The organism is Streptomyces sp. NPDC001770 (assembly GCF_053596135.1).
On record NZ_JBSFFN010000007.1, the window covers coordinates 1 to 20,465 of the forward strand.

The following is a 20,465-nucleotide window of genomic DNA, read 5'->3' on the forward strand; positions in this document are numbered from 1 at the left end:
ACGGCCTCGGCGGCCTCATCGCCCCGTTCATCGGCATCAAGATCATCGACCTGATCATCTCCCTCATCCCCGGAATCGGCTGATCGGCATGAACACCTCCGTAGGAAACACGACCCGGCTGCTGCTGGCCGGTCTGAGGGCCCTGCTCGTCCTCACCCTGGTCTGCGGCGTCATCTACCCGCTCGCGGTCACCGGTGTCGCCCAGGCGCTCTTCTCCCACAAGGCCAACGGCTCCGAGGTCAGCAGCGACGGCAAGGTGGTCGGCTCCGAGCTGATCGGCCAGCGCTACGACCTGCCCCTCAAGGACGGCCAGGAGACGGCGGACCCGGACCTCAAGTGGTTCCAGCCCCGCCCCTCCAACGGCCTCGGCAGCAACAGCGTCAACACCCAGTACAAGATCATCCTCTCCGGCGCGACCAACCGCTCCGGCGACAACGCGGACCTGATCGACTGGGTCACCGCCGCCAAGGCCGCGGTGGTCAAGGACAACTCGGTCGCCGGCCACCCGGTGAGCCCCGGCGACGTGCCGGCCGACGCCGTCACCTCGTCCGGCTCCGGCCTCGACCCGGACATCTCCCCGGAGTACGCACAGCTCCAGATCCGCCGCGTCGCCGAGAGGAACCACCTCGGCGTCGACCAGGTGACCGAGCTCGTCGACGACAACACCAGCGGACGCATCCTCGGCTTCATCGGGGAACCCCGCGTCAACGTCCTCCAGCTGAACATCGCGCTCAAGGAACTGGTCAACGCCGGCTGACGCCGCCGGCCTCTGCTCCGGGGCCCGGCGGAGCCCCGGAGCCGCCGCGTGTCCCGCCCGTCCCTCCTCCCCGGGACGGGCGGGACACGCGGCGTCGCGCCGTCCCGGCGCGGAATCGGGGCCGGGACACGCGGTGCGACGCATCAGGGTTGCGTCAATACGCGCACCCCGCTGAACCACCATCCGAAATGCCCGGATCTCCGGGAGTAGCGTCGTCAACGGCTGCCGCACGGGCCGCAGCCCGCGCAAGAGAAGACAATGGGGCCATGGCACGCGGCAAGCTTCGTATCTACCTGGGGGCGGCACCCGGCGTCGGCAAGACCTACGCCATGCTCTCGGAGGCCCACCGGCGCATCGAACGGGGGACCGACTGCGTCGTCGCCTTCGTCGAGCACCACGACCGGCCCCGTACCGAGGTGATGCTGCACGGCCTCGAACAGATCCGGCGCCGCGAGATCGAGTACCGCTCGGCGGTCTTCACCGAGATGGACGTGGACGCCGTACTGGAACGGGCCCCCCAGGTCGCCCTCGTGGACGAACTCGCCCACACCAACGTCCCCGGCGCCCGCAACGCCAAGCGGTGGCAGGACGTCGAGGAACTCCTCCAGGCCGGCATCGACGTCGTCTCGACCGTCAACATCCAGCACCTGGAGTCGCTCGGCGACGTGGTCGAGTCGATAACCGGCGTCCGGCAGCGCGAGACCGTCCCCGACGAGGTCGTCCGCCGCGCCGACCAGATCGAACTGGTCGACATGTCGCCCCAGGCGCTGCGCCGCCGCATGGCCCACGGCAACATCTACAAACCCGACAAGCTCGACGCGGCCCTCTCCAACTACTTCCGCCCCGGCAACCTCACCGCCCTGCGCGAGCTGGCCCTGCTCTGGGTCGCCGACCGGGTGGACGAGTACCTCCAGCAGTACCGGGGCGAGCACAACATCAGCTCCACCTGGCAGGCCCGCGAACGCATCGTCGTCGGACTCACCGGCGGACCCGAGGGCCGCACCCTCATACGCCGCGCCTCCCGGATGGCCGCCAAGGGCTCCGGCAGCGAGATCCTCGCCGTCTACATCGCCCGCAGCGACGGCCTCACCTCCGCCTCGCCCAAGGAACTCACCGTCCAGCGGACCCTGGTCGAGGACCTCGGCGGTACCTTCCACCACGTCATCGGCGACGACATCCCCGCCGCCCTCCTCGCCTTCGCGCGCGGGGTCAACGCCACCCAGATCGTCCTCGGCTCCAGCCGCCGCAAGACCTGGCAGTACATCTACGGCCCCGGCGTCGGCGCCACCGTCGCCCGCGAGTCCGGGACCGACCTCGACGTCCACATCGTCACCCACGACGAGGTGGCCAAGGGCAGAGGGCTGCCCATCGCCCGGGGCGCCCGGCTCGGCCGCGCCCGGATCATCTGGGGCTGGCTCGTCGGCGTCGGCGGCCCCGCCCTCCTCTCCGTACTGCTGCGCAGCATGGAGGACGGACCGGGGCTCGCCAACGACGTCCTGCTCTTCCTCTTCCTGACCGTGGCCGCCGCCCTGCTCGGCGGCCTGCTCCCCGCGCTCGCCTCGGCCGCCGCCGGATCCCTGCTGCTGAACTACTGGTTCACCCCACCGACCCACACCCTCACCGTGCAGGACCCGGAGAACATCGTCGCCATCGTGATCTTCTTCGCGGTGGCGGTGTCGGTCGCCTCCGTGGTGGACCTGGCGGCGAGACGTACCCACCAGGCCGCACGGCTGCGCGCCGAGTCGGAGATCCTCTCCTTCCTGGCCGGCAGCGTGCTGCGCGGCGAGACCACCCTGGACGCCCTGCTGGAACGGGTCCGCGAGACCTTCGCCATGGAGTCCGTCGCCCTGCTGGAACGGCAGAACGACGTCGAACCGTGGACCTGCGCCGGCTCGGTCGGGCCCAGTCCGGTGACCCGGCCCGACGACGCCGACGTGGACATGCCGGTCGGCGACCACATGGCGCTCGCCCTCTCCGGCCGCGTCCTGCCCGCCGAGGACCGCCGGGTGCTCGGCGCGTTCGCCGCCCAGGCGGCCGTCGTGCTCGACCGCCAGCGCCTGGTCGGCGAGGCCGAGAAGGCCCGCAGGCTCGCCGAGGGCAACCGCATCAGGACCGCCCTCCTCGCGGCCGTCAGCCACGACCTGCGCACTCCGCTCGCCGCCATCAAGGCCGCCGTCAGCTCCCTGCGCTCCGACGACGTCGCCTGGTCCGAGGACGACGAGGCCGAACTCCTCGAAGGCATAGAGAACGGCGCCGACCGCCTGGACCACCTGGTCGGCAACCTGCTCGACATGTCGCGCCTCCAGACCGGGACCGTCACCCCGCTGATCCGTGAGATCGACCTCGACGAGGTGGTCCCCATGGCGCTCGGAGGCGTACCCGAGGGGAGCGTCGAGCTCGACATCCCGGAGACCCTGCCGATGGTCGCCGTCGACCCGGGCCTGCTGGAACGCGCCGTGGCCAACATCGTCGAGAACGCCGTCAAGTACAGTCCGGACGGCACACCCGTCACCGTGGCCGCCAGCACGCTGGGCGACCGCGTCGAGCTCCGGGTCTCCGACCGGGGCCCAGGCGTCCCCGACGAGGGCAAGCTGCGGATCTTCGAGCCCTTCCAGCGGTACGGCGACGCCCCGCGCGGCGCCGGCGTCGGCCTCGGCCTCGCGGTCGCCCGGGGGTTCGCCGAGTCGATGGGCGGCACCCTCGACGCCGAGGACACCCCCGGCGGCGGCATGACCATGGTGCTCACCCTCAAGACGGCGGCCGGCCACGTACCCGCCAGCCCGGACCTGTCCCCGCAGGTCACCTCGTGACACCTGAGGTGGGCGGGACGGCAGAGGGGGCCGTCACGCCCCCGACACACGCGTGCAGCAGACTCTCTTCTCCCTACAGCAGCAGAAAGGCAGGACCGCGATGACCCGGGTGCTTGTGGTCGACGACGAGCCGCAGATCGTACGCGCCCTCGTGATCAACCTGAAGGCGCGGAAGTACGAGGTCGACGCCGCGCCCGACGGGGCCACCGCCCTCCAGCTCGCCGCCGCCCGCCACCCCGACGTGGTGGTGCTGGACCTCGGCCTGCCCGACATGGACGGCGTCGAGGTCATCAGGGGGCTGCGGGGCTGGACCCGGGTGCCGATTCTGGTGCTCTCCGCCCGGCACACCTCGGACGAGAAGGTGGAGGCGCTGGACGCGGGCGCCGACGACTACGTGACCAAGCCCTTCGGCATGGACGAACTGCTGGCCCGGCTGCGGGCCTCGGTCCGCCGGGCCGAGCCGGTCGGCCAGGACGGCGCCGACGACGTGGTGATCGTGGAGACCGAGGGCTTCACCGTCGACCTGGCGGCCAAGAAGGTCCACCGCGACGGCCGTGACGTCCGCCTCACCCCCACCGAGTGGCACCTGCTGGAGGTCCTGGTCCGCAACAGCGGCCGCCTCGTCAGCCAGAAACAGCTCCTCCAGGAGGTCTGGGGCCCCTCCTACGGCACCGAGACCAACTATCTGCGGGTCTACATGGCCCAACTCCGGCGCAAGCTGGAGGCGGACCCCTCGCACCCCCGGCACTTCGTCACGGAGCCGGGCATGGGGTACCGCTTCGAGCGCGGCTGAGCCCGTCCCGCGGGGTCGCGCACCCCACGCGGCTGAGCCCGTCGTACGCGGTCGTACACCTAAGGTCATCCACTCGTTCGAGTGAGTTTTCCGGAGCCCGCGAGTAGGTCGCGGGACCGGTACTCTTCGGGTATGAGTGCTGTTCCTCGATTCGACAGGGCCGGGAAGACGGAGCGGTCCACCGGACGCTTCCGCCGCATGCTCGACCGCCTCTCCAGCTCCCAGGAGGACCTGGAGTCCGAGGAGCTCCAGGAGGACGCGCACGCCTCGGGGTGCACCCGTATCTCCGAATGCTCGGACCGCCAGATCGTCAAGGTGGCTGGTACGTTGCGGACCGTCACCCTGCGACCCCGTGCCGGAGTGCCCGCCCTGGAGGCGGAGCTCTTCGACGGCACCGCGCCGCTGGACGTGGTCTGGCTCGGCCGTCGTTCCATCGTCGGCATCGAGCCCGGCCGCCGGCTCATCGTCTCAGGCCGCGTCGCCATGAGCCACGGGCGCCGGGTGCTGTTCAACCCCACATACGAATTGCGACCGCTGGGCAAGGAGTAGCCGGTGACGTCTGACGACAAGCCGACGCACGACGGGGACCGTACCCCGGACACGGATCAGCAGGACGCGACGAACAAGGCGGTCACCGAGGCCGCACTCTTCGAGGCGTTCGGAGGGGTCCGGGGAATGGTGGAGACCGTCCTGCCCGGACTGCTCTTCGTCACCATCTTCACCGTCAACAAGAACCTGCACGTCTCGGCCATCGCCGCGCTGGCGGTCTCGCTGCTGCTGGTCGTCGTACGGCTGGTCCGCAAGGACACCGTCAAGCACGCCTTCAGCGGTGTCTTCGGCGTGGCCTTCGGCGTGGTCTTCGCGATGATCACGGGCAACGCCAAGGACTTCTACCTCCCGGGCATGCTCTACACGCTCGGCCTGGCGCTGGCCTACCTGATCACCACCCTCGCGGGGGTCCCGCTGATCGGGCTGATCCTCGGCCCGGTCTTCAAGGAGAACCTCTCCTGGCGGACCAGGAACCCCGGCCGCAAGCGCGCCTACGCCAAGGCCAGCTACGCCTGGGGCCTGATCCTGCTCGCCAAGTGCGCGATCCTCTTCCCGCTCTACTGGTGGGCCGACACCACGCAGCTCGGCTGGGTGCTGATCGGACTGAAGATCCCGCCGTTCCTGCTCGCGGTGTACCTGACCTGGGTCTTCCTGGCCAAGGCGCCGGCCCCGATCGACGTCTTCGCCGAGATGGAGGCCGCCGAGCAGGCGGAGAAGGACCGCGAGGCGGAGCGCGAGGCGGAGGCGAAGGCCCGCGCCGCGGAGACGGCGGCGGCGCGGAACTCCGACGTCTGAGAGCGGCAGCACTCACTCTCCCCGGAGGTGGCGGACACGTCCTGTGTCCGCCACCTCCGGCGTTCCGGAGGCCCTCAGGCGTCGCCCATGACCAGGCCCTCGATGGTGTGCTTCTGGGTCACGGGCACCAGCACGTCGACGACCGCGCAGTCGAGGTGACGCCGGACCCGCTCGGGCAGGCTCTCCCAGTACGGCCGGGTCGCGGCGGTGTCGTGCCGCTCGCCGTTGGCGGCCTCCGGGCCGTCGACGCCGAGGACCAGCACGGGGCGCGGTTTCGCCGAGTGGTTCGTGGTGCCGCGGTGGACGGTCAGCGCGCTGCGGGCCGAGATGTCGCCGCGCCGCGGGTACTTGCGGACGGCTCGTTCCTCGTAGCGCGGGTAGTGGGGCCGGGGCGGGAACATGCCGTGGCCGAACTCCGGGTCGTCGTCCCACTGGGTGCCCGGGGCTATCTCGAAGGGGCCCATGTCCTCCTCGGTGTCGACGGCCGTCACATTGAAGGCGAGGGAGGTCAGCCGCCGCTCGGCGCGGGTCTCCTCGGGCATGGGGAAGTCCCGGTGCCACGGCTGGTCGACCGCTCCCGCGAGCGGTACGTCGAAGCCCAGCTCGACGATCCGGTAGTCGGGGCCGAGCACGGCCTCGCAGACGGAGCGCACCCACGGGTGCTCGACGAGGTCGACGAAGCCGCGCAGCTGCTCGGGGTGGATCTCCACGTAGTAGCGGTGCGGGCCGCGTCCGACCGCGCCGCCGGGCCGCCCCAGCGCCTCCTCGAAGGCCGTCTCGATGTCCTCGCGCAGCCGGTCGGTCCACTCCGGGGTGAACGCCCCCTTCCGCGCGGTGATGCCGTCCGTGTACAGGGCCTCCACGTCCGGTGACACGTCGACGTCGAGGCCGGCCGTCGTGGTGCGGGGGTGGGCGTGCCGGGTCATGGGTGCCTCCTGGCGGTCGTACGGGGTGCGCTCCGGTGGACTGTCCGGCAGTTTTACATCGTTGATTGCAACGTGGCAACAGGGGTGGAGGTGTGCCACGATGGCGGGGTGAGCAGCAGCCTGAAGGACGTGGCCCTTCGTGCCGGGGTCTCCCCGCGCACGGTGTCGAACGTGGTCAACGGCTCCGCGCCGGTCGCGGAGCAGACCCGCCTGCGGGTGCAGCGGGCGATCGACGAGCTGGGGTACCGGCCCAACCTCGCGGCGCGCAGCCTGCGGGCCGGCCGTACGGGCATCATCGGCCTCGCCATCCCGGAGCTGCACTCGCCCTACTTCGCCGAACTCGCCGGCCTGCTGGTGGACGAAGCCCAGCGACGGTCCTGGACCGTGATCATCGACCAGACCCTGGGCGACGCCGACGCGGAGCGGCGTCTGCTGACCGGGGACGGGGGCCGGGTGATGGACGGACTCGTCATCAGCCCCTGGGCGCTGGAAGCCCGGGACCTCACGGCCACCGCCCGCGCACTGCCGGTCGTGCTGCTCGGCGAGCGGAGCCCCGGCGGGCCGGCCGACCGGGTCGCGGTCGACAACGTCGCCGCCGCGGACGAGGCCACCACCCACCTGCTGGAGCGCGGCCACCGCCGCGTCGCTGCCATCGGCCTCCAGCCGCACCTGGAGAACGGCACGGCTCAGCAGCGGGCGGCGGGATACCGCCGGGCGCTGCGGCGGGCCGGGATCGAGCCCCGCCCCGCGTGGGAGCGCCCGGTGACCGCGCTGCACCGGAGCGACGGGGCCCGGGCCATGGCGGAGCTGCTCGACGGGGGTGGCGGCGGCGGTACCGGCTCGGGCTCCGGCCCGGGCTCCGGCTCGGGCTCCGGCTCGGGCTCCGGCGGCGAGGTTCCCGACGCGGTGTTCGCGTTCAGCGACGAACTGGCCCTGGGGGCCCTGCACACGGCACACGCGCGGGGCGTACGGGTACCCGAGGACCTGGCGATCGTCGGGTTCGACGACATCGAGGACGGCCGGTTCAGCCACCCGGGCCTCACCACCGTCTCGCCGGACAAGCGCCAGATCGCCGCGCGGGCCCTGCAGTGCCTCGCCGACCGCATCTACAGCCCGCGCAACGAGCTGCCCGCCTCCGACCTGACGATCCCGCACCGGCTCGTCGTCCGCGGCAGCACCGGCGGCCCCGGGGCGCACGCACGCTGAGGGCGCCGGTGCGCGCGGGAAGCCCTGCCTGCGCGGGCCGGGACGCGCACGGAAGAGGGCCGGGACCGAGTGCGTACCACTCGGTCCCGGCCCTCCGGCGGCGCTTCGGGCCTCCGCCGTCCGATCCTCGGCTCAGTCCTCGGCCGGCACTCCCCGGCGTACCGACAGCAGGTCTTCGAGCTGCTCCTCACGGGCCTGCGCGGCCACGAACAGCAGCTCGTCACCGGCCTCCAGCGTCTCCTCGGGGCTCGGGGTCAGCACCCGCGTACCCCGGATGATGGTGACCAGGGAGGTGTCCTCGGGCCACTCCACCGCGCCCACCTGCGTACCGGCCACGGCCGACTCCGGGGGCAGGGTCAGCTCGACCAGGTTGGCGTCGCCGTGGCTGAAGCGCAGCAGCCGGACCAGGTCGCCGACGCTCACCGCCTCTTCCACCAGCGCCGACATCAGACGCGGCGTGGAGACCGCGACATCGACGCCCCACGACTCGTTGAAGAGCCACTCGTTCTTGGGGTTGTTGACGCGGGCCACGACCCTCGGCACCCCGTACTCGGTCTTCGCGAGCAGCGAGACGACCAGGTTGACCTTGTCGTCACCGGTCGCCGCGATCACGACGTTGCAGCGCTGGAGCGCCGCCTCGTCCAGCGAGGTGATCTCGCAGGCGTCCGCGAGGAGCCACTCGGCCATGGGGACCCGCTCCACCGAGATGGCGGTGGGGGCCTTGTCGACGAGCAGTACCTCGTGCCCGTTCTCCAGCAGCTCGGCCGCGATGGAACGGCCCACCGCGCCGGCGCCGGCAATCGCCACGCGCATCAGTGACCGCCTTCCTCGGGGCCCTCGGCGAAGGCCGCCTCGACCTTCGCGACCTCGTCCGTACGCATCATCACGTGGACCAGGTCACCCTCCTGCAGCACCGTCTGGGACGAGGGCAGGACCGCTTCGCCCAGGCGGGTGAGGAAAGCCACGCGCACCCCCGTCTCCTCCTGGAGCGTGCTGATCTTGTGACCGATCCACGCCGCCGAGGTGTGCACCTCCGCGAGCTGCACACCGCCGCTCGGGTCGCGCCACAGCGGCTCGGCGCCGGACGGCAGCAGCCGCCGCAGCATCTGGTCCGCCGTCCAGCGGACCGTGGCCACGGTGGGGATGCCGAGACGCTGGTAGACCTCCGCGCGGCGGGGGTCGTAGATGCGGGCGGCGACGTTCTCGATGCTGAACATCTCGCGGGCCACCCGGGCGGCGATGATGTTCGAGTTGTCGCCGCTGCTGACGGCGGCGAAGGCACCGGCTTCCTCGATACCCGCCTCGCGGAGGGTGTCCTGGTCGAAGCCGACTCCGGTGACACGGCGGCCACCGAACCCGGAACCGAGGCGTCGGAACGCCGTGGGGTCCTGATCGATCACTGCGACCGTGTGCCCCTGCTGTTCCAGGGTCTGCGCGAGAGCGGCTCCCACTCGCCCGCAGCCCATGATGACGATATGCACCCTGTGCCTACCTCGCAGTCTTGGTCGTCCGGCTGACCTGCGAAAACACTGTGCTCACAACTCTCTCTCGGCTTACCGGGCAAAGAAACGGGGCAACCACGTCCGTCGTTGCCCGGGGATGAGCTTAAGCGGCATCCCCGTGCCCGCTTCACCCGAGTGTGCGTTCGGCCGAGCGCCTCGGCAAAGGCGGAGCGCGCACCGGTGCAAGACGAGCGAAAGCGGCGGCAAAGGCGGAGTAAAGAGAGGAGAGGAAGGCGGACTGAGCGGGCCCGGAGCGCGGTGCGACGGCGAAAAGCCCGGTGGGGACGGGCGGAACGGGCACGAACGAGTGACGGAAAGCGGTGGAGTGGACGCACTGCGTCACATCCGCTGGAGAAAGCGCAAGGATTTCGTTAAGGATTTTGCGAACTTTTCCGCTGTACGCAGGAGATTGGGGTGCCACGCGGTAGCGGGGGACACCGGGCCCCCGGGCAACGCTTACGATCCTCTGCGTGTCCAAACTGACCGACGTGCCCAAGCGGATCTTGATCGGACGGGCCCTGCGCAGCGACAAGCTGGGAGAAACGCTCCTCCCCAAGCGCATCGCCCTCCCCGTCTTCGCATCCGACCCGCTGTCCTCGGTGGCGTACGCCCCGGGAGAAGTCCTCCTGGTGCTCTCCATCGCGGGCGTGTCGGCGTACCACTTCAGCCCGTGGATCGCGGTCGCCGTCGTGGTCCTGATGTTCACGGTCGTCGCCTCGTACCGGCAGAACGTCCACGCCTACCCGAGCGGCGGCGGCGACTACGAGGTCGCCACCACCAACCTCGGCCCCAAGGCCGGCCTCACCGTCGCCAGTGCGCTGCTCGTCGACTACGTCCTCACCGTCGCCGTGTCGATCTCCTCCGGCGTCGAGAACCTCGGCTCCGCGATCCCCTTCGTGGTCGAGCACAAGACGCTCTGCGCGATCGCCGCGATCGTGCTGCTGACGCTGATGAACCTGCGCGGAGTGAAGGAATCGGGGAAGCTCTTCGCCATTCCGACCTACCTCTTCGTCGTCGGCGTCTTCATCATGATCGTCTGGGGCGCCTTCCGCGGGCTGGTCCTCGGCGACTCCATGCACGCGCCGACCTCCGACTTCACGATCAAGCCGGAACACGGGGGGCTGGCCGGTTTCGCGCTGGTCTTCCTGCTGCTGCGTGCCTTCTCCTCCGGATGTGCCGCGCTCACCGGTGTCGAGGCGATCAGCAACGGCGTACCCGCCTTCCGCAAGCCGAAGAGCAAGAACGCCGCGACCACCCTGCTGATGATGGGCCTGCTGGCCGTCACCATGTTCTGCGGCATCATCGCGCTGGCCATGGTCACCGACGTCAAGATGGCCGAGAACCCGGCGAAGGACCTGTTCCACAACGGCACCTCGGTCGGCTCCGGCTTCGTCCAGGACCCGGTGATCTCCCAGGTCGCCGCAGCCGTCTTCGGCGACGGCTCCTTCCTCTTCGTCGTCCTCGCCGCGGCCACCGCCCTGGTGCTCTTCCTCGCGGCGAACACCGCCTACAACGGCTTCCCGCTGCTCGGCTCGATCCTCGCCCAGGACCGCTACCTGCCGCGCCAGCTGCACACCCGAGGCGACCGGCTCGCCTTCTCCAACGGCATCGTGCTGCTGGCCGGCGCGGCCATCCTGCTGGTCTGGATCTACGGCGCGGACTCCACCCGCCTGATCCAGCTCTACATCGTCGGCGTCTTCGTCTCCTTCACCCTCAGCCAGACGGGCATGGTCCGGCACTGGAACCGCCACCTGCGCACCGAGAAGGACCCGAACACCCGCCGCCACATGATCCGCTCGCGGGCCATCAACACCTTCGGCGCCTTCTTCACCGGCCTGGTGCTGGTCGTCGTCCTCGCCACCAAGTTCACCCACGGTGCCTGGGTCGCCCTGCTCGGCATGGTGATCTTCTACGGAACGATGACCGCGATCCGCAAGCACTACGACCGCGTCGCCCGCGAGATCGCCGCCGACGAGACCCCGTCCGACGAGACCGTCCGGCCGTCCCGCGTCCACGCGATCGTTCTGGTCTCCAAGCTCCACCGCCCCACCCTGCGCGCCCTCGCCTACGCCAAGCTGATCCGCACGGACCACCTGGAGGCGCTCTCCATCAGCGTCGACCCGCAGGAGACGAAGGCGCTGCGCGAGGACTGGGAACGGCGCGGCATCAACGTCCCGCTCAAGATCCTCGACTCCCCGTACCGTGAGGTGACCCGCCCGGTCATCGAGTACGTCAAGGGACTGCGCCGGGAGAGCCCGCGCGACGTGGTGAGCGTCTACATCCCCGAGTACGTCGTCGGGCACTGGTACGAGCACCTGCTGCACAACCAGAGCGCGCTCCGGCTCAAGGGGCGCCTGCTCTTCACCCCCGGCGTCATGGTCACCTCGGTGCCGTACCAGCTGGAGTCCTCCGAGGTCGCGAAGAAGCGCGCCCGCAGGCGCGCCGAGTGGTCCGCCCCGGGCTCGGTCCGGCGCGGACCGGTCGAGCGGCGGCCCAAGGAGCAGGCGAAGAAGCCCTGAGCGGGGGAGGGGGCGGTGCGCCGACCGCTCCTCTCTCCGCCGGGCCCTCCGTGGTGTGGTGAACGGCCGGACGACTCCCACGTAGACTGGTGGGCTGTTGTCCGGCCGCGTGCGTAGGGGCCGGATCGTCGCCCGGCTTCCGCCGCGGAGTACCGCCCGCGACTGCCGTACCTCTGCGCGACTTTCGTACCTCTGTTCGTCCCCCGATCTCTGGAGCTCCCCCTCATGCCGAACGAATCCACGTTGTCGCTGGTCGGGGAGGAGTACGAGGTCGAGGTCGGCCCCGTCGCGCACGGAGGCCACTGCATCGCCCGTACCGACGGGGGCCGGGTGCTCTTCGTACGCCACACGCTCCCCGGCGAGAAGATCATCGCCCGCGTCACGGACGGCGACACCGACTCCCGCTTCCTGCGCGCCGACGCCGTCACCGTCATCGAGCCGTCGAAGGACCGCGTGCCGGCGCCGTGCCCGTACGCCGGTCCCGGCATGTGCGGCGGCTGCGACTGGCAGCACGCCAAGCCGGGAGCCCAGCGCCGGCTCAAGGGTGAGGTGATCGCCGAGCAGCTCCAGCGCCTCGCGGGCCTCACCCCGGAAGAGGCCGGCTGGGACGGCACCGTCATGCCCGCCGAGGGCGACAAGCTCCCCGCCGGCGAGGTGCCCGCCTGGCGCACCCGCGTCCAGTACGCCATCGACGCCGAGGGCAACGCGGGTCTGCGCAAGCACCGCTCCCACGACGTCCAGCCGATCGACCACTGCATGATCGCCGCCCCCGGCGTCACCGAGCTGGGCATCGAGAAGCGCGGCTGGCCCACGCTGGCCGGCGTCGAGGCGATCTCCGCCACCGGCTCCCACGACCGCCAGGTCGTCCTCACCCCGAAGCCCGGCGGCCGGCTCCCCCTGGTCGAGCTCGACAAGCCCGTCTCCGTCCTGCGCGTCGAGGAGCACGACGGCGGCGTGCACCGCGTCCACGGGCGCGCCTTCGTCCGCGAGGTCGCCGACGACCGCACCTACCGCGTCGGCTCCGGCGGCTTCTGGCAGGTCCACCCGCAGGCCGCCAACACCCTGGTCCGCGCCGTCATGCAGGGCCTGCTGCCCCGCAAGAACGACACGGCCCTCGACCTGTACTGCGGCGTAGGCCTCTTCGCCGGTGCCATCGGCCAGCGCATCGGCGAGAAGGGCGCGGTCCTCGGCATCGAGTCCGGCAAGCGCGCCGTCGAGGACGCCCGCCACAACCTGAAGGACCTCGACCGGGTCCGCATCGAGCACGGCAAGGTCGACCAGATCCTGCCCCGCACCGGCATCACCGAGTGCGACCTCATCGTCCTCGACCCGCCCCGCGCCGGCGCCGGCAAGCAGGTCGTCAAGCACCTCTCGGGGCTGGGCGCCCGCAAGATCGCGTACGTCGCGTGCGACCCGGCCGCCCTGGCGCGGGACATCGCGTACTTTCGGGAGGGCGGGTACAAGGTGCGGACGCTGCGGGCGTTCGACCTGTTCCCGATGACGCACCATGTGGAGTGCGTGGCGATCCTCGAACCCATCGCAAAGGGCGTCTGACCTGCGGGTTTGGGTGGTGTGCGCTATGTGCATCGTGGGAGGATCGGATCCGTCTCGGTCAAGGGCCGTTGACATGTCAGGAGTTGGCCGCCGCGTTCGGCATGGATGTGGTGCCGGCCCAGGTGGAGGGGCTGCGGTCGAAGGCGAAACGCCTGGTGTCGCGGGGTTGGCTGGCCGAGCCGGCACCGGGCCGGTTCACCCTCGCGCGGAGCTTGAGCGGGCCAGGCGGCGGGTCATGACCATGGTCATCGACCAGTAGATCATCGCCTCGGCGCTGCTGGTGGATCGTTCGAAGTCGCGCACCAGGGGGCGGCTTCGCATCAGGTGCGCGAAGAGACGCTCGACGATCCACCGCCTGGGCAGCACCACGAATCCGCGCATGTCGTCGCTCCGCTTGACGATTGCCAGGACCAGCGCGAGCGCGGCCAAGCAGTACTCGACGAGGCTGCCGGTGTATCCGCCGTCGGCCCAGACGAGTTCCAGCCGGTGGTGAGCGTCGATCACCCGCCCAAGCAGCACCTTCGCGGCAGCGCGGTCACCAATATCCGCCGCGGTGACCATCACGCCCAGCAGCAGGCCGAGGGTGTCGACCACCACGTGCCGCTTGCGGCCGTTGATCAGCTTGCCGCCGTCGAAGCCGCGGCTGTCCGCGCCGACGACCGCGTCCGCCTTGACGGACTGCGAGTCGATCACGCCGGCCGTCGGCTCCGCATCCCGCCCCGCCTCCTCGCGGACCCGGCCGCGCAGCCGGTCGTGGAACTCCCTGACCATCACGTGGTCGCGCCAACCGCGGAAGAACGCATAGACACGGTCCCACGGCGGGAAGTCGGCCGGCATCGCCCGCCACTTGATCCCGTTGTCCACGAGATGGCGGATCGCGTCCAATATCGCCCGGTGGCAGTACGCCTCCGGCTGCCCGCCCCGACCTCGCATCCAGCCCGGCACCGGCAGCAGCGGCCGGACCACAGACCACTCCGCCTCCGTCATGTCCGAGGGATACCGCCGAACACGCTCCGGATGGTCGTCCGCATTCCCGAACCGGTGAGCGACACAATCACACGACAGAGCAGCCGAGTTGAACTCCACCGGCGCGAGCACGTACAACTGCGGCAACAGGGTCTCCTGGATCTCGGTTGGCTTCGCAACCCCGAGCTACCAAGAGGCCCTGCCTTCATGCCCACAGCCAGTCGCGATCACCCGAACGAGACTCCCGTTCGACGCCCACCCCTCAAGATCGGAACGACAACAGCTGCTGAGGCGCAGGATCAGGGACCGTAATCGCCCCTGACGCTGCCCGCAGACGGGTAATCAACTCAGCCCCGCCACCCGGGGCGAGCGCAGCCTGAGCGCGATCACCCGCCGACCGCTCCTTCACCGCCCGGACCTCCCCGGGATGCTCTCCATGCCTGACGTAATAACAGCCATCCGCAGTCACCACAGCGACATGACCGCCGCCACGCCACCTCCTCTTGATCAGCCCTCGCTGCTCCAGCGCCCAGGCAGTCTGCGTACGGGAGGGCGGAATGGGCACCGCATCGGAGGACGCCGCGATCTCCCGCAGCAAGGCGATCTGTGGTGCAGACACCGTGTACTTCACCACTCCGGCTCCACTCGCGAGGTGCAGATGGGCTTGTCAAGGTAGAGGGCAAGGGTGGCGATCTAGGCGCGTTGTTCACTCATTTGCGTGGCGCCAAGGTCGAAACTGGCTACGACCGGCGGCAGCTGGGGTAGAGCCCTATTGGCCCTTGTGGACTCGTGCACGGTTAGCGGTGACGATGACCGTGCGGTCTCGGTAGGCGAGAATCCGCCCGACGTCATCCGAGCTGTCGCTGGTCTCTTGACCGACCAACATGCAACCCGCCACACGAAGGCGCTGCTGCTGCAGGACACGGTGCGGCGACCCCAATGGCGACCGCATGCTCAACGCGGCCTCACCCAGCCGTCTGCGAGGTCGTAAGGCGCGCTGGTCGGTCTGCGGACCCAGAGCCTCAGGAGCCGACGGAGGCCGGCTGCTGGTCCCGGCTGCCGCTCGCCGGTGTCATGGACGGCCATCAAATGGCGAGTCTGTCGAACGAGCGCTGCAACCGGTGTTGTGTGGGGTCACTGGCGTGCTGCGGGGAGCCGGCCGTGGAAGGTGATGTCGAAGGCGTTCAGGGCTATCTTCCAGCGCATGGTCCAGCGGGCCTGGTCCTTGCCGGTCGGGCCCAGCGACTTGATCGCCACCGTCTCGCCGGCTTTGACAGCCTGGCCCTGTCCGGTCCCGCGGGTCGGGGCACCGAGCGCTGGTGGCCGCACGTGGTCTACTGCGAGGAGCTGGCCAGCAGGGGAACGTCGGCACGCTCAAGGCGAGGCGAAGGCAGTGCCGACGGGCGGGGACCGCCACCGGCCGGCAGCTTCGCGGGCCGCGTCCACGTTGTCTTTCACCACCGGCCCGGGCTCCACCAGGGTGTCCGCCAGTTCAGGGTTGAGCAACGGCGCTCCCCGCCCCCGGTGCCGGCGGATATCGCTGGCTTCCCTCCGAAGTCGGCCTGCCAGCTCGTTGATCGTGACTCAGTTCACAGACTGTGCGTCCGGTTTGGCATGACCCGTCAGCATGATCCATCTAGATATTCACCTGGCCTCTACATACAGTCCGCTGCGGGTCCTCTTTTCTCAGAGGATCTTCATGTTCACAGGGCGGGGTGGGATTTGTGTTGAGACGTGCTCGTACGTGTCTGCATGTGTCGACGGTTGCGTTGCTGGTGGGCTTCACCGCGGCGGCCTTGCCGACGTCTGCGGTCGCGTCCTCTGCTTCGGCCCCGGCCGCTGCAGAGGGAACTGCGGATGCCGCAGCCGGTGAGACCGGCGTGGAGGCCGCGCTGGCAGCGGCGAAACAAACCGGCAAGTCGGTCGAGGTTCTGTCGATGCGAGGCGAAAGCAGCGACGTCTTCGCCACGAGCGACGGCAACTTGGAGGCGCGGGAGTACCTGCGTCCGGTCCGTGCTCGCGTCGACGGTTCCTGGGTTCCGGTGGACACCGACCTGGCGCATGGACCTGATGGGACTGTCGCTCCGAAGGCGTCCACGGTCGGCCTCGAGTTCTCGGGCGGCGGTGACGCGCCCCTGGTCCGGATGGAGAAGTCCGGCCGTGAACTCGCTTTGTCGTGGCCCGGTGCTCTGCCTGCTCCGGAACTCGAGGGGGCGACTGCGACCTATCGCGAGGTTCTTCCTGGCGTGGATCTGCGGATGCAGGCGCAGGAAGACGGGTTCACCCAGCTCTTGGTGGTCAAGTCCCAGGCCGCTGCCGAGAACGATGCGCTGTCTCAGCTGCGCATGAAGCTCGCCGCTGACGGCATGAACGTCAACGAGACCAGCAGTGGTGGCCTTGAGGCTGTTGACGAAGGTGCGCGGGGAGCGGTCTTCGAAGCACCGAAACCCATGATGTGGGACTCGAGCACCGGTGCGACGACGGAGAAGCCCGCAGGAGCTGACATCGCATCCAGGAGTGCCGCCCGCGTCGCGGACGCCGACGCCGACGCTCCGGGTGGTGACGAACCCGCTGCGGGCGAATCGGGCACTCTCGCTCCGGTGGGGGTGGATCTGGCCGCCGGGGGTGCCGAACTGGTGCTGACGCCGGACGCTGATCTTCTGCGAGGCGCTGACACGGCGTACCCGGTTTTCATCGATCCGCAGTGGTACTCGCCGAGGGCTTCGTCGTGGACGATGGCATCGAAGTACTGGGCGTCGTCTCCGCAGTGGAAGTTCAACGGGGAGTCGACGTCCGGCTTGGGTTTCTGCAACTGGTCGTACTGCTCGCCGAACGATACGAAGCGGATTTTCTATCAGATCCCGACGTCGAAGTTCGCCGGCAAGTCGATTCTCTCGGCTGAGTTCGTCGTCCGGAACACCTGGTCGGCATCGTGTTCTGCCCGCAGTGTCGAGTTGTGGAAGACGAAGGGCATCTCGTCGTCGACGACATGGAATTCGCAGAATGCCGCGGGCTTTTGGATCGAGCAGCTGAAGTCGTCTTCCTTCGCGTACGGATACGACGGTTGTGCGGCGAAGGATGCCGAGTTCGACGTGAAGTCCGCAGTGCAGGAGGCAGCCAACAGTAAGTCGTCCTCGATGACATTCGGGATGAAGGCTGCCAGCGAAGAAGATGCATACGGCTGGAAGCGATTCTCGGACAAGGCCTACCTCCGTGTGAAGTACAACCGGCCGCCGGTGCAGATCAAGATGTCCCAGCTGACGATGGAGTACGGCGGCACGTGCAAACGGCCGGAGAACGCCGGAAAGGTCCGAACACTTGGCAAGATCTACGCGAACAATGTGACCGACCCCGACGGTGACAACGTGTCGGTGGAGTTCCAGGTGGCGTGGGACACAGGTGACGGCAAGGGGGCGGTCGCCCGGTGGATCCCCGCGAGGACAGCTGCCAAGCCATCCGGGTCCAGTTTCGTCATCACTCTGCCGAGCTCTGTGCCCGCGAACAAGACGATCTCCTGGTTCGTGCGCTCCTATGACGGCGCCCAGTACTCGCCCTGGTCCCTGGCGGGCGATCCCACAGCGTGCTACTTCACCTACGACACCTCAGTACCCAAGGCTCCGTCCGTCACTTCCACCGACTATCCGGCTTCCGACCCGGCCGATCCGGAAGACCCCTGGTACGACGGGGTGGGGAAGTACGGCGCTTTCGATGTCAAGGCCGCCGACGGGGATGTGGTGAAGTACTGGTACGGCATCAACGGTGACCCCACTTCACGGAACACGGTCACCACGACGGCGGGTGCGGCCAAGACGGTGAATGTCCTTCCCTCGACGCCGGGGCTGAACTCATTCAGTGTCCAGGCATTCGATGCGGCCGGTAACGGCAGCGAGGTGCGTACGTACCAGTACAAGGTGAAGGCAGGTCAGCCCGAGAAGGCCGCGTGGCGTATGGACGACCCCGCAGGCTCAGCCGAAGCGCAGGGGACTTCTGGGGAGCAAGTAGCCACCCTGCGCGGCGGAGCGACTCCCGGTGTACCCGGCGTCATAGGAACAGCGGTCTCCTTCGACGGCGTGGACGACTACGCCGCGACAGACATCCCCGCGGTTGCTACCGAGACCGGGTTCTCCGTGTCGGCCTGGGCGCGCCTGTCGAAGATGCCGGAAGGTGCAGCGATCATCGCCGCACAGCCCGGCAACTACAGCCCGAGCTTTGAGCTGTACTACTCCAAGGCGTACGACCGGTGGGTCTTCAATCAATTCACCGCCGACACGGCGACGGCCGGGGCCGTGCGTGCGATGGCCAGCACGCCCGGCGGTGTCACCGCGGGGCAATGGACGCATCTGGTCGGAACCTACAGCTCGTCCGCGAAGGAGCTGAAGCTCTACGTCCAGGGAGTGCTTGTCGGAACCACCGCGTACAGCACTCCCTGGGACGCCCGGCGCGGACTCCAGATCGGGGCAGGCTCCTACAGCGGCCAGCCGGGATCGTTCTTCCCCGGCACCATCGATGATGTGCGCATCTTCGACAAGCCGATCTCCGAGACCGAGGTGACCCGCCTGTACAACAAGACCCCCATCGGCGGCGGACGCCCGGCGCGCGCCGTGTTCCCGATGGACGAGCCGGCCGGAGCCACCACGATCACCGGACACGCTGACGTCTTTCCCGCTGTCCTCAAGGGAGGGGCCGCCACCGGCCAAGCGGGCGTGGACGGCAAGGCTCTGACCCTCGACGGTGTGGACGACTACGCCGTGGCGGGGGCGCCGCACGTCAACAACCAGCGGAGCTTCTCGGTCTCCGCGTGGGCGAAGCTGCCGAAGACCAAACCCACGCACGCAGGAATCATCGCCACTCAGACAGCCGCTCACAGACCGGCGTTCGAGCTGTACTACTCAAGCGCATCCGACCGGTGGATCTTCAACCAGTTCGTCTCCGACGCGTCCGACAGCACGGCGGTCCGAGCCATGCAGGCCAACGGCGTAACCGCTCAAGGCGGCGACTGGGTCCACCTCGTGGGCGTCCTCGACACCGTGGCCGACCAGCTGATCCTGTACGTCAACGGGGTCGAAGCCGGCCGTGCCGCCGCCGTCGCGACCTGGTACGCGAGCGGTCCGGTGCAGATTGGCGCGGGTTCGTACGACGGCCAGCCCGGGTCGTTCTTCCCGGGGCAGATCGATGACGTCCGGATGTACGACCGGCCGGTCTCCGCCGAAGAAGTACAGCAGTTGTTCCGGCAGAGTCCGGTACTCAAGGGCCGGTGGAATTTCGAGGAGGCCAGTACGTCCACCCCTCCTGTCAGCCCTGACCTCACCGACGAGAAGCGGCCCATGAATCTCTACGGTGCCGCGAAACTGGGCACGGGGACCATCGACTTCTCCGGACTGCAACTCGACGGGATCAACTCCTACGCGGCCACGCCTTCGGTTCCTGTCGATACGAGTACCAGCTTCACCGTGACGGCCTGGGCGCAAGGCGCAGCTGTGCCTGATCACAGCATGTCCGTGGTCAGCGCACCGGGCGCCACGCGGAGCGCGTTCGACGTGCGCTTCGAACCCGACCCCGCCGATCCAGCCGGTATGGGCAGGTTCGAACTGAGCCTCCCCGTGAGCGACAGCGCGGCAGCTGAGGCGAAGCGGGTGAGCAACACCGAGTTCTACGACGTCCGGGACTGGAACCACCTCACGGTTGTCTACGACGGTTTCGCCAAGGAGGCCCGCCTCTACGTCAACGGCGTCCTCCAGGAGGTCGCCTGCGGAGATGCCGATGGCGCAACCTGCCAGGAACTCATCGCGTGGGCGGACAACGTCCTCACCTTCAAGGCGACCAAGTCGCTTCGGGTGGGCGGAGCACAAGAGGACTCCACGGGCGAGTACTTCGCCGGGGCGATCGACGACGTGTGGGCTTTCCAGGGCGCGCTGAACGACATCCAGGTCAGCCGACTGGCCGGTTCGTGGTTCGACATCCCCACCGAAGTCCCCAGCGGCAACTAGCCGAACAGAATGCGGTTGGTGACCGGGCACCGCCCGGTCACCAACCAGCTACTGCCTGATACACACCCACCCACCGCGCCGGGCCCTCTCCGAACGAGCGC

14 protein-coding genes and 1 pseudogene are annotated in these 20,465 nt (G+C 69.2%); 10 read left to right on the forward strand and 5 right to left on the reverse strand.

What is annotated here, in order from left to right; all coding sequences use genetic code 11:
- Positions 1–88: 88 nt before the first annotated feature.
- From ACWCSV_RS08670 to ACWCSV_RS08690, 5 genes are all read left to right on the forward strand, one after another.
- Positions 89–757, forward strand: coding sequence for a potassium-transporting ATPase subunit C (locus ACWCSV_RS08670; RefSeq protein ID WP_451139902.1), 669 nt, complete (start codon positions 89–91; stop codon positions 755–757).
- Positions 758–1,023: 266 nt separating this feature from the next.
- Positions 1,024–3,567: an ATP-binding protein gene (locus ACWCSV_RS08675; protein ID WP_451139904.1), complete on the forward strand. Its 2,544-nt coding sequence runs from the start codon at positions 1,024–1,026 to the stop codon at positions 3,565–3,567.
- Positions 3,568–3,667: 100 nt separating this feature from the next.
- Positions 3,668–4,360: a response regulator gene (locus ACWCSV_RS08680; protein WP_266709955.1), complete on the forward strand. Its 693-nt coding sequence runs from the start codon at positions 3,668–3,670 to the stop codon at positions 4,358–4,360.
- Between the two features lie 198 nt (positions 4,361–4,558).
- Positions 4,559–4,909 (forward strand): OB-fold nucleic acid binding domain-containing protein, encoded by a 351-nt coding sequence (locus ACWCSV_RS08685; protein WP_328723620.1) that lies wholly within the window; start codon positions 4,559–4,561, stop codon positions 4,907–4,909.
- 3 nt (positions 4,910–4,912) lie between these two features.
- Positions 4,913–5,704, forward strand: coding sequence for a DUF3159 domain-containing protein (locus tag ACWCSV_RS08690; RefSeq protein ID WP_451139906.1), 792 nt, complete (start codon positions 4,913–4,915; stop codon positions 5,702–5,704).
- A 74-nt stretch (positions 5,705–5,778) separates the two neighbouring features.
- Here the strand turns inward: ACWCSV_RS08690 and ACWCSV_RS08695 are convergent, their stop codons facing one another.
- Positions 5,779–6,630, reverse strand: a complete 852-nt coding sequence (locus ACWCSV_RS08695) for a phytanoyl-CoA dioxygenase family protein (protein ID WP_451139908.1) — start codon at positions 6,628–6,630, stop codon at positions 5,779–5,781.
- Between the two features lie 108 nt (positions 6,631–6,738).
- Between ACWCSV_RS08695 and ACWCSV_RS08700 the strand changes: the two genes are divergently transcribed.
- The gene (locus ACWCSV_RS08700) at positions 6,739–7,836 is read left to right on the forward strand and encodes a LacI family DNA-binding transcriptional regulator (protein WP_451139910.1); all 1,098 of its coding nucleotides are present in this window, start codon (positions 6,739–6,741) and stop codon (positions 7,834–7,836) included.
- Positions 7,837–7,968: 132 nt separating this feature from the next.
- On the opposite strand, the gene ACWCSV_RS08705 is transcribed toward ACWCSV_RS08700, so the two are convergent.
- Together ACWCSV_RS08705 and ACWCSV_RS08710 are read right to left on the reverse strand one after the other, a co-directional pair.
- Positions 7,969–8,649 (reverse strand): potassium channel family protein, encoded by a 681-nt coding sequence (locus ACWCSV_RS08705; RefSeq protein WP_450779847.1) that lies wholly within the window; start codon positions 8,647–8,649, stop codon positions 7,969–7,971.
- Positions 8,649–9,317, reverse strand: a complete 669-nt coding sequence (locus ACWCSV_RS08710; protein WP_390958115.1) for a potassium channel family protein — start codon at positions 9,315–9,317, stop codon at positions 8,649–8,651. Before ACWCSV_RS08710 ends, ACWCSV_RS08705 begins: the two co-directional genes overlap by 1 nt.
- 491 nt (positions 9,318–9,808) lie before the next feature.
- On the opposite strand from ACWCSV_RS08710, the gene ACWCSV_RS08715 reads away from it, so the two are divergent.
- The 3 genes and pseudogenes from ACWCSV_RS08715 to ACWCSV_RS08725 all read left to right on the forward strand — a co-directional run.
- Entirely contained in the window at positions 9,809–11,857 is a 2,049-nt protein-coding gene (locus tag ACWCSV_RS08715) for an APC family permease (protein ID WP_451139912.1), read from the forward strand.
- A 225-nt stretch (positions 11,858–12,082) separates the two neighbouring features.
- On the forward strand, positions 12,083–13,411 hold the full coding sequence (locus ACWCSV_RS08720; RefSeq protein WP_451139914.1) for a class I SAM-dependent RNA methyltransferase: 1,329 nt from the start codon (positions 12,083–12,085) through the stop codon (positions 13,409–13,411).
- A gap of 5 nt (positions 13,412–13,416) precedes the next feature.
- Positions 13,417–13,650 (forward strand): annotated as a pseudogene (locus ACWCSV_RS08725) (hypothetical protein); the annotation flags it as partial.
- Here ACWCSV_RS08725 and ACWCSV_RS08730 read toward each other — a convergent pair.
- Together ACWCSV_RS08730 and ACWCSV_RS08735 are read right to left on the reverse strand one after the other, a co-directional pair.
- Positions 13,607–14,398: an IS5 family transposase gene (locus ACWCSV_RS08730; RefSeq protein ID WP_451139916.1), complete on the reverse strand. Its 792-nt coding sequence runs from the start codon at positions 14,396–14,398 to the stop codon at positions 13,607–13,609. The pseudogene ACWCSV_RS08725 and the gene ACWCSV_RS08730 overlap by 44 nt on opposite strands.
- Before the next feature lie 1,113 nt (positions 14,399–15,511).
- Complete coding sequence (locus ACWCSV_RS08735) at positions 15,512–15,706, reverse strand: hypothetical protein (RefSeq protein WP_451140221.1); 195 nt, start codon at positions 15,704–15,706, stop codon at positions 15,512–15,514.
- 608 nt (positions 15,707–16,314) lie between these two features.
- Here ACWCSV_RS08735 and ACWCSV_RS08740 point away from each other — a divergent pair.
- Positions 16,315–20,364, forward strand: coding sequence for a LamG-like jellyroll fold domain-containing protein (locus tag ACWCSV_RS08740; RefSeq protein WP_451140205.1), 4,050 nt, complete (start codon positions 16,315–16,317; stop codon positions 20,362–20,364).
- Positions 20,365–20,465 lie beyond the last annotated feature (101 nt).